General features: G+C 65.2%; 13 protein-coding genes and 4 tRNA genes. 3 read left to right on the top strand and 14 right to left on the bottom strand.

Annotated features, from left to right (window positions below; all coding sequences use genetic code 11):
* The 6 genes from CSC74_RS16970 to CSC74_RS16945 form a co-directional block, all read right to left on the bottom strand.
* A partial coding sequence (locus CSC74_RS16970; RefSeq protein WP_233348216.1) for a GTP-binding protein occupies nt 1–122 on the bottom strand: 122 nt, incomplete at its 3' end.
* A gap of 81 nt (nt 123–203) precedes the next feature.
* A tRNA-Thr gene (locus CSC74_RS16965) sits at nt 204–279 on the bottom strand.
* A 47-nt stretch (nt 280–326) separates the two neighbouring features.
* A tRNA-Gly gene (locus tag CSC74_RS16960) sits at nt 327–400 on the bottom strand.
* 42 nt (nt 401–442) lie between these two features.
* Nucleotides 443–528, bottom strand: a tRNA-Tyr gene (locus CSC74_RS16955).
* A 308-nt stretch (nt 529–836) separates the two neighbouring features.
* Complete coding sequence (locus CSC74_RS16950) at nt 837–1874, bottom strand: isoaspartyl peptidase/L-asparaginase family protein (protein WP_162315683.1); 1038 nt, start codon at nt 1872–1874, stop codon at nt 837–839.
* A 48-nt stretch (nt 1875–1922) separates the two neighbouring features.
* Nucleotides 1923–3041 (bottom strand): cyanophycinase, encoded by a 1119-nt coding sequence (locus CSC74_RS16945; protein ID WP_162315682.1) that lies wholly within the window; start codon nt 3039–3041, stop codon nt 1923–1925.
* 104 nt (nt 3042–3145) lie between these two features.
* Between CSC74_RS16945 and CSC74_RS16940 the strand changes: the two genes are divergently transcribed.
* From CSC74_RS16940 to CSC74_RS16930, 3 genes are all read left to right on the top strand, one after another.
* Complete coding sequence (locus CSC74_RS16940) at nt 3146–3733, top strand: RNA polymerase sigma factor (protein ID WP_162315681.1); 588 nt, start codon at nt 3146–3148, stop codon at nt 3731–3733.
* On the top strand, nt 3711–4826 hold the full coding sequence (locus CSC74_RS16935; protein WP_162315680.1) for a FecR family protein: 1116 nt from the start codon (nt 3711–3713) through the stop codon (nt 4824–4826). Before CSC74_RS16940 ends, CSC74_RS16935 begins: the two co-directional genes overlap by 23 nt.
* Nucleotides 4827–4938: 112 nt before the next feature.
* Nucleotides 4939–8022: a TonB-dependent receptor gene (locus tag CSC74_RS16930; protein ID WP_162315679.1), complete on the top strand. Its 3084-nt coding sequence runs from the start codon at nt 4939–4941 to the stop codon at nt 8020–8022.
* A 216-nt stretch (nt 8023–8238) separates the two neighbouring features.
* Here the strand turns inward: CSC74_RS16930 and ychF are convergent, their stop codons facing one another.
* From ychF to CSC74_RS16890, 8 genes are all read right to left on the bottom strand, one after another.
* Entirely contained in the window at nt 8239–9330 is a 1092-nt protein-coding gene (gene ychF / locus CSC74_RS16925; RefSeq protein WP_162315678.1) for a redox-regulated ATPase YchF, read from the bottom strand.
* 97 nt (nt 9331–9427) lie between these two features.
* The gene (gene pth, locus CSC74_RS16920; RefSeq protein ID WP_162315677.1) at nt 9428–10009 is read right to left on the bottom strand and encodes an aminoacyl-tRNA hydrolase; all 582 of its coding nucleotides are present in this window, start codon (nt 10007–10009) and stop codon (nt 9428–9430) included.
* A 48-nt stretch (nt 10010–10057) separates the two neighbouring features.
* Nucleotides 10058–10726, bottom strand: a complete 669-nt coding sequence (locus CSC74_RS16915; RefSeq protein WP_162315676.1) for a 50S ribosomal protein L25/general stress protein Ctc — start codon at nt 10724–10726, stop codon at nt 10058–10060.
* 189 nt (nt 10727–10915) lie between these two features.
* Complete coding sequence (locus tag CSC74_RS16910; RefSeq protein WP_162315675.1) at nt 10916–11875, bottom strand: ribose-phosphate diphosphokinase; 960 nt, start codon at nt 11873–11875, stop codon at nt 10916–10918.
* Nucleotides 11876–11984: 109 nt separating this feature from the next.
* A tRNA-Gln gene (locus CSC74_RS16905) sits at nt 11985–12062 on the bottom strand.
* Between the two features lie 8 nt (nt 12063–12070).
* Complete coding sequence (gene ispE, locus CSC74_RS16900; RefSeq protein ID WP_162315674.1) at nt 12071–12943, bottom strand: 4-(cytidine 5'-diphospho)-2-C-methyl-D-erythritol kinase; 873 nt, start codon at nt 12941–12943, stop codon at nt 12071–12073.
* Nucleotides 12940–13587, bottom strand: coding sequence for a lipoprotein insertase outer membrane protein LolB (lolB, locus tag CSC74_RS16895; protein WP_162315673.1), 648 nt, complete (start codon nt 13585–13587; stop codon nt 12940–12942). Before lolB ends, ispE begins: the two co-directional genes overlap by 4 nt.
* Entirely contained in the window at nt 13584–15248 is a 1665-nt protein-coding gene (locus tag CSC74_RS16890; RefSeq protein ID WP_162315672.1) for a tetratricopeptide repeat protein, read from the bottom strand. Before CSC74_RS16890 ends, lolB begins: the two co-directional genes overlap by 4 nt.
* Between the last annotated feature and the right edge of the window lie 41 nt (nt 15249–15289).

Here is a 15289-nt window from a genome sequence, read left to right as displayed (position 1 = left end):
CCAAAGCGCTCGGCACCGATCTTCGTCAGCGCCGCCGTCAGCGTCGTCTTGCCGTGGTCCACGTGACCAATCGTGCCCACGTTCACGTGCGGCTTGGTGCGTTCGAATTTACCCTTTGCCATGGCTGCTTATTCTCGAGTAGATCGTTGATGGATAGTGGTTTGGAGCATGTTGCGCAGAAGCATGTTGCGTGGAGCTGTGGATGGTGCTCACGAAAGGAATCGAACCTTCGACCTCCTCCTTACCAAGGAGGTGCTCTACCGACTGAGCTACGTGAGCGTTGAAACTTGAAACCCTGCGATGTTGCCGTGGCGCGTTGCGTTCGGTGGAGCGGGAGAAGGGAATCGAACCCTCGTAATCAGTTTGGAAAACTGAGGTTCTACCATTGAACTACTCCCGCGCCGGGGGAACTTGCCATGACAACCGCAGTGACACATGGAACTGGTGGAGGGAGGTGGATTCGAACCACCGAAGGCGTAAGCCAGCAGATTTACAGTCTGCCCCCGTTGGCCGCTTGGGTATCCCTCCGGATTGCGTAGATTCAATAAAGCCCAGCCGGCCAAATCAAACCGGAGTGAAACAGCCGGAGATTTTGGCCTGTAGTCCGGGCACTGTCAACCGAACATTCACTCCGATCTGCGGATAAGCGATCCTGAGGAGGGCCCAGCAGCGCTTCGGGGCCACTTCCGTTCAGGCAGGCCCAGACGGATCCGCTTGTCGGCCCTGCTGCGGAAATAGCGAGGCAGCGGCATAGGAGCGGCGTCCCGCCGCGAGCTCTTGCAGCAAAATCCAGAAAGCCAAGGGCTTGCGGCGGGACGCCGCTCCCACGTTGATGCTTAGGGCTTGGCGCCAGCCGGGGGATGAGATGGCAGCTTCTCGTCCGAATACAAGGCCACATGGGGCACGCCGTCAGAGCCGATCCAGCCGCGATACATGCCTTCGGTGTTGAACGGGGTCGCCAGCGAGCCGTCGGCGCCCAGCACGATGGCCCCGCCATCCCCGCCCAGCTTGGGAATGATCTGGTTGATCACGGCTTCGCCGGCCTGCTGCGGGGTTTCCTTCAGGTAGGCCATGCGCGCGCAGATGTCGTGAGCGGCGGCGGCGCGGATGTAGAACTCGCCCCAGCCGGTCCCGGAGACCGCGCAATCGGCGTTGGCATAGGTGCCGGCGCCGATGATCGGCGAGTCGCCGACCCGGCCGTAGCGCTTGTTGGTCATGCCGCCGGTGGAGGTGCCGGCGGCCAGATGGCCCTGCCGGTCCAGGGCCACCGCCCCGACCGTGCCGAAGTGCTTGGCGGTCTCCAGGTCGGCATGGGCCTGGCCGGCCGCCTCTTCCTTCAGTGCCTGCTGCAACTGCTGCCAGCGCTTTTCGGTACGGAAATACGCAGGATCGACCTGCTCGATGCCCTGCTCTTTCGCGAATATCTCCGCCCCGTCCCCGACCATCATCACGTGCTCGGACTTTTCCATCACCGCGCGTGCCAGCAGGACCGGATTCTTGACCGTATGCACCCCCGCCACCGCGCCGGCCTTGAGGGTAGCGCCATCCATCAGCGAGGAATCCAGCTCGTTGCGGCCGTCATGGGTGAATACAGCCCCCTTGCCGGCGTTGAAATGCGGGTCGTCCTCGAGCACGGTGATCGCCGCGGTCACCGCGTCCAGGGCCGGTTTGCCGGCCGCGAGTTGCTCGTGGCCCTTGCGCAGGGCCAGTTCCAGCACCGCCCGGACCGCGACCTCGTCGGCCGGAGTCATCTCGCTGCGGACCACGCCCGCGCCGCCATGGATCAGCAGCACGCTGTCGCCGGGCGTGGCGGCCTGCAGGGTGGGGACGGCGAGGGAGAGCAGGACCGCGGCGCAGAGATGCAGTTTCTTCATGGGGATTTCCGTGTCTCGATGGGTAGGCGATTGAGCCTGGAATGGCATTCAGTCTAACGGGCGCACCACCAGCCGCCCGCGGATAACGTCGGCGGCGAGCTGGAAAGAAGGATGTTCGACGGTGAAGCCGGGCAGGGACAGACGACTCCCGGCACCAATGCCGGTTACCGTGAAGCCAGGAAAATCAAGGAATTGCCCTTTTTGCAGGCGCCCTTTCATGAATTCGCCATATCCCTGCGGGTCGCCTTGTGCCTTGTCCAGCAAGGCCTGCGGGACCACCAGCCAGGCGCTACCGCCATTGCCGGTGAACACCCTGCCCACGCCCTCGCCGTCTATGCACAGCGCGGTGTACTCGTCCACGCCGATACCCTTGATTTCCGCATTGGACTGCTCCTTGGCGATCCGCGCGACAAAGGCGATGAGGCGGCCGAGCCGTTCGCGCTTGCCGAAATGGCTGTCGGTGATGACCTGGCCGGCTGGCAACAACGGAAGCTGGAGGAAGTCGTCCACCAGGGTCACGGCCGGCCCCATCGGATCCTTCAGGGCGTCTGCGGAGAGCAGGCTGCCCCCATCCATGGCGCCATAGCTGTAGGCGCCCATGATGGCCAGCCCGGCGCTGGTGCCGCCCAACGGCTTGCCGTCGCGCACATGCTGGTTCAGCGCCTCGTTGAGCGGAGTGCCCTTCCAGTAATTCACATAGTTGGATTGGTCGCCACCGGCGATGAAGATGCCGTCGGCCTTGCGCACGATCTCCAGCACCCGCGGGTCGCTGGCGGCGCGCCGGTCCTCGAAGACCAGGGTCTGCGCCGCGGTGATGCCGCCCAGGTCCTTGAAGAATTCGTCCTGGGCTTCGTTCGCCCCGGAGGCGCGCAGGATCACGATGCGGCCATGCCCGGCCTTCTCGATCATCCAGCGGAACGCGTCGTACGGCCAGTCGCCGCCGCCGACCAGCATCAGTCCGGGCTGGGTCGCGGCCGGTCGCGGCGCATCCAGATCGCCCACTTCGTAATAGTGGTAACCCTCGCGTTGCGAAGCGTCCGCGGCGGTTCGCGCCGATGCGTACGCGGCCTGCAGGCTGAAAACCGCCAATGCCGCCGCGCATAGCCAGGAGCAGGCACGGCCGGCGTTGCCGGAGCGTCGAAGGGAGGATTGCGGGGTGCTGGTCATCTAACGTCCTCGGAGCAGATGCTGGATGGTGACGAACGGGAGCGCGATTTCCCCCTGTCGCCACCCTGCCCGCCTGCCGCGGCCAATTGGGTTAATGTCCGCGCATGAACGAATCACTCGACGCCTGGTTCGCCAGCGAAATCCTGATCCACGAGCAGGCGTTGACCTATTACCTGCGCCGCTGCTGGCCGCAACGCGACGAATTGCACGACCTGCGCCAGGAAATCTACGTGCGCGTCTACGAAGCGGCCGGGAAGGCGCTGCCGACCACGCCCAAGTCGTTCCTGTTCGCCACGGCGCGGCACCTGATGGCCGACCGCGTGCGCCGCAGCCGGGTGGTCTCGATCGAGGCAGTGGGTGATTTCGAGTCGCTGAACGTCTTGGTAGATGAGATCACTCCCGAGCGCTGGTTCGGGGGGCGACAGATCCTCAAGCGACTGGCCGAAGCCTTCGACCTGCTGCCCGACCGATGCCGGGAAGTGGTCTGGCTGCGGCGGGTCGAAGAACTCTCACAAAAGGAAGTGGCCATGCGCCTGGGCATCAGCGAGAAAACCGTGGAGAAGCACATCGCCAAGGGCATGCGCCTGATGGCCGGGTACTTCTATGGCGGCGACGATGCGGAAATGCCGTCCAAGGCAGCGCCGGCCGAAAACGAACATGGACACGGACATGGCCAGCAGCAAACAGATTGAACAAACCGCGGCGGCCTGGCTGGCCAGGCGCGATGGCGGCGACTGGCAGGAGCGGGATCAGGCGCTCCTGGATGCGTGGCTGGCGGAATCCATCGCCCACCGGGTGGCGCTCCTGAGACTGGAAGCGGCCTGGGCGCACAGCGGGCGATTGAAGGCGCTGGGCGCCGGCATCGTGGCAGGAGCGCTTCCAGCGCGTGGCCAATGGTCGTGCGCTCCATTCGACAAACATGCCGACACGCAGGGGCCGGTCGTCGTGGCGACCGGCAATGATTCCGGCCAGCCGGTCCGCCCTGGTAAGGATTCGATGGATTTGCGCCACCTGGTGTTCGCCCCGCGTACGACCCGGCGGCCTGCACGCCTTCCCCGCTATATCGGCATTGCGGCCAGCCTCGTGCTGGCCGTGTCGCTGGGCTGGGGCTGGACGCAGTACACCGCGGTCGAACAGGCCGACTATTCCACTCCGATGGGCGATGTGCGGACCGTGGTCCTGTCCGATGGCTCGCATGCCACTCTCAGCAGCGACAGCAGGATTCGGATCGCCCTTTCCCACGGCGAGCGGCATATCGACCTGCTGCGGGGCGAGGCCTATTTCGAAGTCAGCAAGGATCCGGGGCGTCCCTTCGTGGTGGTCGCAGGGGAACGGCAGGTGGTCGCGGTCGGCACCCGTTTCGCGGTGCGCCGCGACAGCGCCGATCTTCGCGTGGTGGTCACCGAAGGCACGGTCCGGCTGCAACCCGGATCGCGCGGCCATGCCGCCCCCCCGCACCCGACCCTGCTCCCGGCCGGGAGCATGGCGCTGGCCAGCGCCAGCGGCGTGCTGGTGCGCAGCGGAACGATCGAGGACGCCGAGCGCCAGGTCGACTGGCGCGGCGGCTACCTGACCTTCCGCGACAGCACGTTGGCCGACGCGGCCGTCGAATTCAACCGCTACAACGCCCGCAAGATCGTCATGGGCGACGCCGAGGTCGCCGCCTTGCGCGTAGGCGGGAATTTCCGCTGGTCCAATACCGAGACGTTCGTGCGCCTGCTGGAACAGGGCTTCCCGGTCCGTGCCGAGCAGCAGCCGGACCGCATCGTCCTGCATAGCCGATAAGCCCGTCGTTCCCGCTTGCCGGTTCGCGGCGAATGCCGATGGGGGGGATTTGTCGGGTTCGTTCGTCCATGTCTAACGATCGGCGCAGTCCCATGCGCCACTGGGGAAAGCAATGCAACGTCCGTTCCGTGTCCTGCTGTTGAGCCTCGCCTGTTCAGTCTCCCTCGCCACCTATGCGCAAACCGCGGAGGCGGCGCCGATCAACATTCCCCCCGGGGATCTTGTCTCGGCGCTGGATGCGCTGGCCAGGCAATCGGGCGCGCAGTTCGTCTACCGCACCGATCAACTCAGCGGTCTGCGCACGCAAGGCGTGCAGGGCGCGCAATCGGCGCAGGAAGCCCTCGGCAAATTGCTGCAGGGAAGCCAGTTCGTGGCCCAGCGCGATGCTTCCGGCGCCATGGTCATCGTCAAGCGCACCGCGCCGGCCAAGCCACGGCCTGTGCGCCAGGTCTCCATGGCCCAGCAGGCGCCCGCCGCACCCGAGGAAGCGCCGGCGGCGGTGCAGGAGCTCGAAACCATCCAGGTCACCGGTTCGCGCATTCCCCGCGCGCAGCTCGAAGGTCCCGCGCCGATCACGCTGATCACCGCCGAGCAGATCCAGGCCGCGGGCCTCACCTCCGTCCCCGACCTGCTGCGCTCGCTCAGCCAGAACAGCGGCAGCGTCTATGGCCAGCAGAACACCACCAACGCGCAGTCCACCCCGGGCGCCCAGGCGGTCGACCTGCGTGGCCTGGGCCCCAACCACACCCTGGTGCTCATCAACGGTCGCCGCATCGCCGACTTCCCGCTGCCGCTGAACGCCCGCAGCAACTTCACCGATATCGGCAACATTCCGCTGGGGATGATCGACCGCGTCGAAGTGCTGACCGGCAGCGCCTCGGCCGTTTACGGCTCCGATGCCATGGCCGGCGTGATCAACTTCATCCTCAAGAAATCCACCGACGGCACCATCATCGATTACCGCTACGGCGATACCGAGCAGGGCGGTGGCGAATCGCACCGCCTGTCGCTGACCACCGGCTTCGAACGGGACAACTTCAGCGGCATCGTCGGCGTGGAACTGCTGGACAAGCGCCCGCTGTGGGGCTTCGATCGCAGCATCCAGGACTCCACCCTCGACGCCCCCACTTCGCGGCGCCGGCTGCCCCGGCTCACGGCCCAGCTCTACGACTGGGACGATGACGTCAATATCGCGCCGGCCGACGGTTGCGCGGCGTTGTCGGGGCTGAACGAAGGCACCACCGTGCTGGCGGACGACAGGTTCGGCGAGCCGTATTGCGGCAGCGAGCGCGCCATCGCCTATCGCACGATCCAGAACGAACGCAAGGGCGCCAACCTCTACGGCTCGTTCGAATACCGCTTTTCAGATGCCCTGTCCTGGTTCGCCGATGTCCAGCTCGGACGCCAGACCGTCAAGCTGCTCACCGGCACCAACGGCAACGACGTGACCAGCGACCACATGGCCTGGGAATTCCACGATCCGGACTCCACCGACAACAGCGACAAGATCTTCTACAACGCCGGTACCGGCCATTACGAAATCTGGTCGCGGCAGTTCGCACCCGAGGAAGTGGGCGGACTGGAAAACCGCATGAACACCACCGTACAGAAGACGCTGGCGGTGACCACCGGCTTCAGCGGCACGTTCGGCACGGACTGGAGCTGGGAAGCGGCCTACAACCATTCCCAGTACAAGGCCGACGTGAAGATGCCGCGCATCAAGGCCGATGTCGCCAACCGCTTCTTCCTGGGCGAACAGCTCGGCTACGACGCCGATGGCTACGCGATCTTCAACCCCGATCCGACGCGCCTGTTCACGCCGCTGACGCCTGCGGAGTTCGCCACCTTCGGCGTGATGTCCGTCTGGCACCCGGAAGCGAAGAACGACAATCTCAGTTTCACCTTCGATACCCCCGACCTGTTCTCGATGCCTGCCGGCAACGTCGGCTTCGCCGGCACGATCGAATACGGCGAACAGTCCTACCGCATCAACCCCGATCCCCTCGCCCTGACCGCCGACGCCTACTACGGCCCGCGCTACGGCGATGGCAATGGCAGCCGCGACCGCTGGAGCGCGGCGGGCGAGTTGCGAGTGCCGCTGCTGCCCTCCCTGCAAGCCAGTCTGGCGGGCCGCTACGACCGTTACAGCTACGGCAACAAGGACCCGGGCAAATTCACTTACAGCGCAGGCCTGGAATGGCGTCCGGTCGATACGCTGCTGGTGCGCGGTTCCTACGGCACCGGCTTCCGCGCGCCGGACATGCACTACCTGTTCGCGGGCGAGGATTTCTACCGCTCGCTCTCGACCGATTACTACCAGTGCCGTACCGACGAACCCGGCTTTACCGACGACGAATGCTATGACGACGGCACCTGGGACGTCAGCACGTTCGACGTCTACAACGGCAACATGGAACTGGACGTGGAAACCAGCAAATCGTTCACCGCGGGCTTCGTCTGGTCGCCGACCGCCAATTTCGACCTGGCGATGGACTACTACAAGATCAGCGTGTCCAACCAGGTGCAGTCCCAGAGCCTGGAGCAGCTGCGCGTCGACGAAGCCAATTGCCGGCTTGGCGTCACCAACGACGGCGATCCGGTCGACGCGAATTCGCCGACCTGCATCGATGCGATCGCCCGGGTCATACGCGACGCGGACGGCACCATCACCAGCGTCCACTTCGCTCCCATCAACATCGCCAAGGAAGAAACGTCGGGCATCGACGTGACCGCCAACTATCGCCTGCAAACCGCCACTGCCGGCAGGTTCACCTTCAACGCCAACTACAACTGGGCCCACGAGCACACCCGCCAGAAGTATCCGGGCGATCCGACCGAGGACATGCTGGACGTCAGCTTCGCCGCCACCACCCTGCCGCGGACCAAGGGCAACCTGGGCCTGAGCTGGGACCGGAATGCCTGGGGCGCCAGCCTGTTCGGCACCTACGTCGGCCGTGTCGCCAACTGGGACAACGACGCGTGGACGCAGGCCACCTGGCGCTTCAATGCCGGCGCCCGCTACGACATCAACGATCACCTGCGCGTGGCGCTGACCGTCAACAACCTGCTGGACAAGATGCCGCCAAGGGACGCGACCTGGGCGAACTATCCCTACTACGACACTTCATGGTTCGACAGCACGGGCCGCAGCTACTACATGCAGATCACCTGGAAGCTGGGTGGCGAGGGGCTGTAAGCGGATCGCCGCCGACATGGAGCAGGACGAAGAAACCCGCCGATTGGCGGGTTTTTTCTTCTGAGAAACGAGAAACGAGGAACGAGGAACGAGAAACGAGAAACGAGGAACGAGGAACGAGGAACGAGTACTTTTTCACTAGGCTTACTGGGACCCATCACACTTCACTTCGCCCCACTCGTTTCTCGTTCCTCTCCACTCGTTCCTGCCTCAACGTCAAACGTTGAAGCGGAAATGCAGCACATCGCCTTCCTGCACCCGGTATTCCTTGCCTTCCAGGCGCAGGCGGCCTGCTTCCTTGGCCCCGGTTTCGCCCTTGTACTGGATGAAGTCGGCGAAGGAGATGGTCTCGGCGCGGATGAAGCCCTTCTCGAAATCGGTATGGATCACGCCCGCGGCCTGCGGCGCGGTGGAGCCCGCCTTGACCGTCCACGCGCGCACTTCCTTCACCCCGGCGGTGAAATAGGTCTGCAGCCCGAGCAGCTTGTAGGCGGCGCGGATCACCCGGTTCAGACCGGGCTCGTCCAGGCCCATGTCGGCGAGGAAGGTGTCGCGGTCGGCGTCGTCCATCTGCGAAAGCTCTTCCTCGATCGCCGCCGACACCGGCACCACTTCGGCGCCTTCGGCCGCGGCGCGCTTGCGCACCGCATCCAGGTGCGGGTTGTTCTCGAAACCGTCTTCGGTGACGTTGGCGATGTACAGCACCGGCTTGAGCGTGAGCAGGAACATGTCGCGCACCAGCGCCAGCTCCTCCTCGTCCAGGCCCGCGGTGCGGCCCGGCTTGCCGTCGTTGAGCGCGGCGAGCAGCTTGGCCAGTACCGGCTTGCGCGCGATCGCGTCCTTCTCGCCCTGCTTGGCCGAACGCTCGGCGCGGTTCAACGCCTTCTCCACGCTGTCCAGGTCGGCCAGCGCCAGTTCCGTGTCGATGGTGTCGATGTCGGACAGCGGATCGACCTTGTTGTTGACGTGGATGACGTCGTCGTTCTCGAAGCAGCGGACCACGTGGGTGATCGCATCCACTTCGCGGATGTGGGCCAGGAACTTGTTGCCCAGGCCTTCGCCGCTGGCCGCGCCGGCGACCAGGCCGGCGATATCGACGAACTCGACCGCGGTCGGCAGCACCCTCTGCGGCTTCACGATTTCGGCCAGCTGGTTCAGGCGCAGGTCCGGCACCGGCACCACGCCGACGTTCGGCTCGATGGTGCAGAACGGGAAGTTGGCCGCGGCGATTCCCGCCTTGGTCAACGCATTGAAAAGGGTCGACTTGCCGACGTTCGGCAGGCCGACGATGCCGCATTTGATGCCCATGGGTTGGAGCCGCCAATGGTGAAGAGTAAAGGGTAAAGAAAAGCATCGCTGCCGTTCTTTACCATTGACTCTTTACAGGCAGCGCACGCTGCCGACTTCACTCTTTCGCCGTATGCAACTTCGTCATCGCGTCCATGAAGTTGCCCGCGACGAGCAGCGGCAACACCTCGACCGCATCGTCGATCGCACGTCCGATCAGTATTTCGTCGTCCTTGCCCGGCTTGCCCAGCACCCAGCTGGTGACCTTGTCCTTGTGCCCCGGATGGCCGATGCCGATGCGCAGGCGATGGAACTTGCCGTGGCCCAGCAACTGCATGGTGTCGCGCAATCCGTTCTGGCCGCCATGGCCGCCATCGAACTTGATCCGCGCGGTACCGGGGGGAAGATCGAGTTCGTCGTGCGCCAGCAGCGCCTCTTCCGGCGCGATCTTCCAATAACGCAATGCGGCGGTGACCGACTTGCCGCTGAGGTTCATGTAGGTGGAAGGCTTCAACAACCAGATCGATTCGCCACCGACGTGGATCTTCGCGGTCTCGCCGAACAGCTTGCTTTCCAGGCCGAAGCGCACGCCTTCCTTTTCCGCGAGCGTATCGACGAAGCGGAACCCGGCGTTGTGCCGGGTCCGCGCGTGTTCGGGCCCGGGATTGCCCAGCCCGACGATGAGACGGAGTCCTGCCATTGCGGCGATCGCCGCTGCGCCCGCAGGTGCGGGCGCAGCGTGTGGCGATTACTTCTTCGGCTCGTCCTTCTTGGCGGCCGCCTTGGCCGCCGGGACTTCAGCGGTTTCGGCGCCTTCGACGGCTTCCTCCGCCTCTTCCTTGCCGTGCTTGGCGATGACCACCGCGTCGTCATGGTCCTTGCCCAGCTTCAGGCTCGGGATCTCGACCCCGGCCGGCAGCTTCAGGTCGGACAGGTAGATGATGTCGCCGACGCTCAGTGCACCCAGGTCGACCTCGATGAATTCCGGCAGGTCCTTGGGCAGGCAGGCGATGTTCACGTCCTTCAGTTCGTGCGTGACCACCACTTCGGCGGACTTGCCCGCAGGCGACTTGTCTTCGTTGAGGAAGCGCAGCGGCACCGACACGTGCAGGGCCTCGTTCTCGTTCACGCGCTGGAAGTCCATGTGCATGATCTGCTGCTTGAAGGGATGACGCTGCAGGTCACGCAGCAGCACCTTCTGCACGTCGCCATTGAGGCTCAGGTCGAGGATCGACGCATAGAACCAGTCGTTCTGGCTGGCGACCCAGACCTCGTTGTGGTTCAGCTGGATGCTGACCGGCTTGAGTTCGCCACCGTAAACGATGGCCGGCACGGTACCGGCGTGACGCAGGCGGCGGCTCGCACCCTTACCCTCGTCTTCGCGGCGCTGCACCTTGATTTCATGTGTGATTGCCATTTTTCTACTACCTTCGGTTGAATGAACCGCCTCGCGGCGGTTTGGATAGCTCATCCGCGACCAGATGAGCTGTTGGAAAACTGCGAATGGTGAAGTCGCCCGCTGCGCGGGCTGCGAATGGGAAAGAAAAACCTGTTTTCCCATTTCCAGGCGGCAACGCCGCCGACTTCACTCTTGACTCTCTACCGCTTAATCCACATAGAGCGAACTCACCGACTCGCCGAACGCGATGCGGCGAATCGTTTCCGCCAGCAGCTCGGCCACGCTGAGCTGGCGGATCTTGCTGCAGCCGCGCGCGGCGGCCGACAGCGGGATGGTGTCGGTGACCACCACCTCGTCGAGTTCCGACGCGTTGATGTTGTCCACCGCCGGCCCCGAAAGCACCGGGTGGGTGCAGTACGCGGCCACTTTCAGCGCGCCCTGCGCCTTCAGCGCGGCGGCGGCGGCGCACAAGGTGCCGGCGGTGTCGACGATGTCGTCGACCAGCACGCAGGTCTTGCCCTGCACATCGCCGATGATGTTCATCACCGTGGATACATTGGCCCGCGGGCGGCGCTTGTCGATGATCGCCAGGTCGGCATCGTCCAGGCGCTTAGCCACGGCCCGCGCGCGGACCACGCCGCCGACGTCGGGCGACACCACGATCAGGTTTTCCGTGCCGTAGGCGCGCCAGATATCGGCGAGCAGCAACGGCGACGCGTACACATTGTCGACCGGCATGTCGAAGAAGCCCTGGATCTGGTCGGCATGCAGGTCCACGGTCAGCACCCGGTCGGTGTGGACCGAACTGAACATCTGCGCCGCCACCTTGGCCGTGATCGGAACCCGCGACGAACGCGGGCGGCGATCCTGGCGCGCATAACCGAAATACGGCACCACCGCGGTGACGCTGGCCGCCGAGGCGCGCTTCAGCGCGTCCACCAGCACCAGCAGCTCCACCAGGTTCTCCGCGCTGGGCGCGCAGGTCGACTGGATCACGAACACTTCCTGCTTGCGCACGTTTTCCTCGATCTCCACCTGCACTTCGCCATCGGAGAAGCGCGACACCAGCGCCTTGCCCTGGCGGATGCCGAGCTCGCGGCAGATGCTGGCGGCCAACGGCTGGTTGGCGTTGCCGGAAAAGACAAGCAGGTTGCGTTCGTCTTGCATGTCGTCGATCCGGGAGAAGTGCGTTGAAGTCTGGAAAGCGCGTGCAAGTGCACGGCTTCGCGCGTAGAACCGATTAAGTCGTGTGGAACTGTCGTTGAAACTGTCTTGCTGGCTGGGGCGGTAGGATTCGAACCTACGAAATGCCGGGATCAAAACCCGGTGCCTTAGGCCTCTTGGCGACGCCCCAGTGGTTTTTCAGAGTCTCTTCGCCAGGGAAACATGCAACGGCGAGCGATCCGCGCCCGCCGCGATCCATGCATGCAATCCTTCCGGCAGTTCCGCGAGCGCGGCCTCGGCGGAGGCGCGATCGCTGAACTCGACGAAACAACCGCTGCCGGACCCGGTGAGGCGTGGCGTGCCGATCCGCGAAAGCGCCGCGAACACGGCCTCGATGGCCGGTTCACGACGACGCAGGACCGGCTCGAACGCATTACCGAGCAGATTTCCCGAAACGAAGTCGGCTATTTTCGCGGGTGCAGCATTGCGCGTCAAATCAGGGGCTTGGAACAACTCCGCCGTGGGGACGTGAATTCCCGGATCGGCCAGTACATAACAGGCGTGCGGCAGCCGGATCGGGGTCAGTACCTCGCCCACCCCCTCGGCCCAGGCGTTGTCGCCACGGACGAAGATCGGGACATCGGCACCAAGCCGCAAACCCAGCCCAGCCAGGCGCTCCAGGTCAAAATCCAGGCCCCAGAGCAGGTTCAATGCGACCAGCACGGTCGCCGCATCCGAAGAGCCGCCGCCGAAACCACCCCCCGCCGGAATACGTTTTTCCAGGAAGATATCCGCACCTTTGCCGATTTTGGCTTCCGATTGCAGCAATCTGGCGGCTCGAACGGCGAGATCCTCTGCTTCGGCCACGCCTTTGGCGGATTCGCCATGGCGGACGATCAAGCCATCCCCGCGAATCCTCAGCTTGAGGGAATCGCCCCAGTCCAGCAGCCGGAACACGGTCTGCAGCTGGTGGTAGCCATCGTCCCGCCGGCCGGTGATCTGCAGGCACAGGTTCAGCTTGGCCGGCGCCGGCCAGAGTGACCAGCCATCCACTTCGTCCGGCACGCTCATTGCGCGGAAAAATCCCAGCGGTCCACGATCAACCGCACCGAGGCCTTGCCCCGTTGCGCTTCGATCCGGCGCGGCAACGAGGGCTGCGGACCTTCGGTCGGGAACCAGAGCGGGTACTCGATGCGCCAACCGGCCTGTTCGACGGTTTGCAGTCGCCCTTCCCCGGAATACGACCTGTCCTGCAGCGGGAAACCTTCCGCCGGAAGCCCGCGCACCCATTGCGCCAGCGCGTTGACCGGGATGTCCCATCCGGTAGCCTCCAGCAGCAGGGCCTCGGCATCCTCGCCTTCGCGCGGACCGCCCTGCAGACCTTCCAGCTGGCCCGCTCCGGAATGGGTGTCGCCGATCAGGCGCCAGCTCTGGCGGGTGACGGGAGCGATCAGCGAGACCACATAGCCGTGGCCGTCCTGCCGCCATTCGATCTTGCCATTGCCGCCCTTGCCTGCATTGTTGATCGCCACACGGCCTTCGAACGACCATTGCCGCTGCCCCTCCAGCCAGACGGCACGAGCGGCCTGCGCGCGTTCGGCGGTCTCGATGCCCTGCTGGTCGAGCGGCGGCGTTTCGCGCACGGTGCGGGTGGCGCAAGCGCCCAGCAGCAGCAAGGACAAGGACAGGGCGAGCGGACGGAAAAAACCAATCATGCGCCGGTCTTCTCCAGCGCGCGCTGCAGCGAGCGATTCTTCGGATCCAGCTTGCGCGCTTCTTCGAAGAACTTGCGCGCCTCGTCCTGCTTGCCGGTCACCCACAGCACCTCGGCGATATGCGCGGCGATCTCGGGATCCTTCTGCAGGATGAAGGCGCGGCGCAGTTCCACCAGCGCCTCGGCGTTGCGGCCGAGCCGATACAGCACCCAGCCGTAGCTGTCGATGATCGCCGCCTCGTCCGGCTCGGCGGCGCGGGCACGATCGATCAGTTCCAGCGCCTCCTGGTAACGCGTGGTGCGGTCGGCCAGGGTGTAGCCCAGGGCATTCAACGCGGCGACGTTTTCGGGATCGGTGACCAGGATCTTGCGCAGGTCGGCCTCGGCCCGGTCGATGCGATCGCGTCGCTCCCAGGCCAGCCCGCGTGCGTACAACAGGGCGTTGTCGTCGGGATACGCGGCCAGTCCGCGCGCCAGCACGTCCAGTTCGCCGGCATCGTCGTCGTTCTTCTGTTTCAGTTCCGCCTCCAGCAGGTAGGCCGCGCGCCGCGCATCGTCGTCGGCGCTGGCGTCGCCTTGCAGTTCATGCACCTGGTCGAAGGCCTCGTCCTTCTTGCCGAGCTCGAACAGCACGTTGGCGATGCGCAGACGCGCTTCGGTGCGCTGTTCGCCGCCGGGAACGCCGCGATACCACTCCAGCGCCTCCTGCGGGCGCTTGAGGAACTGGGCGATCTGGCCCAGCAACAGGCGACGCTCGGGATCGGGGTTGCTGGCGTCCTGGCGCAATTCTTCGTACAGCGAGCCGAGCGCCGTGTTGTCCTCGGCCTTGGCCAGCAGCGAAGCGCGCAGGCCGTAGGTCTGGTTGTCCTGCGGGCCGCGCGCAAGCGTGGCCGAGGCCATGACCTGGTCGCCCAGCGCGTCGTATTCGGCGGCGATCGGCAACCTCAGCATGGGCGATAGCAAAGCCGAATCGGAAAGACCGCCCAGTATCTTCCGCGCCTCTTCCGTGTGACCGGCCTTGCGCAGCTGGCTGGCACGCAACAGGGCCACCCGCGGCTCGGCCGGGAAACGTTCGACCGCCTCGCCGGCGATGCGCTCGGCCAGCGCGGGCTCGTCCAGCGACTGGGCCAGGCCGCCGAACGCGAGCCAGGCCTGCAGGTTGCCGGGAATGGCGCCCGCGTCGACGAATTCACCCAGCAGTCGCGCCGACAGTTTCGGGTCGCGACCACCACTGCCCAGCACGGTCAGGGCATAACGCCAGCCCATCTCGTCCTTGTCCTGCAGCAGGGCTCCCAGCTCGCGCCTCGCGGCGCGCGCATCGCTCTTGCGCAAGGCCAGCGCCGCCTCGGCGGCACGCATGGCCAGCGATTGCGGGGCGCGCTGGCGCCACAGTTTCAGTGCCTGGGTGGCCTGGGCATCGTCATTGGCCAGCAGCGCGATACGGGTGGCGCGCTCGGCCAGTCCGGCGTCGTCGCTGGCCCGGGCAGCCTGCAGGTACCAGCGCGAAGCGTCGGGCAACTGACCGGCCTGGAGAGCGAATTCGCCGGCCATCACCGCGGTCAGGACGCCATCGGACTTCGGCTTGGCCGCAGTGGCCCATCCGGGTGCCGCAGAGGCCAGAAACAGCATTGCGCCGAGGGCGATACGAATCATTGCGGGCATGGAAGCGAACCGGGCCGTAAAATGGCGGCCTTCGAGGGCCA

This window comes from Pseudoxanthomonas yeongjuensis (genome assembly GCF_010093345.1).
Lineage (GTDB): Bacteria > Pseudomonadota > Gammaproteobacteria > Xanthomonadales > Xanthomonadaceae > Pseudoxanthomonas_A > Pseudoxanthomonas_A yeongjuensis.
This window is presented reverse-complemented; position numbering and strand designations above follow the sequence as displayed.

What these genes read in the sequence shown, in the direction of transcription:
- CSC74_RS16950 (WP_162315683.1), bottom strand. Translation starts at nt 1,874, where the DNA reads ATGAAGAAACTGCATCTCTGCGCCGCGGTCCTGCTCTCCCTCGCCGTC.
- CSC74_RS16945 (WP_162315682.1), bottom strand. Translation starts at nt 3,041, where the DNA reads ATGACCAGCACCCCGCAATCCTCCCTTCGACGCTCCGGCAACGCCGGC.
- CSC74_RS16940 (WP_162315681.1), top strand. Translation starts at nt 3,146, where the DNA reads ATGAACGAATCACTCGACGCCTGGTTCGCCAGCGAAATCCTGATCCAC.
- CSC74_RS16935 (WP_162315680.1), top strand. Translation starts at nt 3,711, where the DNA reads ATGGCCAGCAGCAAACAGATTGAACAAACCGCGGCGGCCTGGCTGGCC.
- CSC74_RS16930 (WP_162315679.1), top strand. Translation starts at nt 4,939, where the DNA reads ATGCAACGTCCGTTCCGTGTCCTGCTGTTGAGCCTCGCCTGTTCAGTC.
- ychF (WP_162315678.1), bottom strand. Translation starts at nt 9,330, where the DNA reads ATGGGCATCAAATGCGGCATCGTCGGCCTGCCGAACGTCGGCAAGTCG.
- pth (WP_162315677.1), bottom strand. Translation starts at nt 10,009, where the DNA reads ATGGCAGGACTCCGTCTCATCGTCGGGCTGGGCAATCCCGGGCCCGAA.
- CSC74_RS16915 (WP_162315676.1), bottom strand. Translation starts at nt 10,726, where the DNA reads ATGGCAATCACACATGAAATCAAGGTGCAGCGCCGCGAAGACGAGGGT.
- CSC74_RS16910 (WP_162315675.1), bottom strand. Translation starts at nt 11,875, where the DNA reads ATGCAAGACGAACGCAACCTGCTTGTCTTTTCCGGCAACGCCAACCAG.
- ispE (WP_162315674.1), bottom strand. Translation starts at nt 12,943, where the DNA reads ATGAGCGTGCCGGACGAAGTGGATGGCTGGTCACTCTGGCCGGCGCCG.
- lolB (WP_162315673.1), bottom strand. Translation starts at nt 13,587, where the DNA reads ATGATTGGTTTTTTCCGTCCGCTCGCCCTGTCCTTGTCCTTGCTGCTG.
- CSC74_RS16890 (WP_162315672.1), bottom strand. Translation starts at nt 15,248, where the DNA reads ATGCCCGCAATGATTCGTATCGCCCTCGGCGCAATGCTGTTTCTGGCC.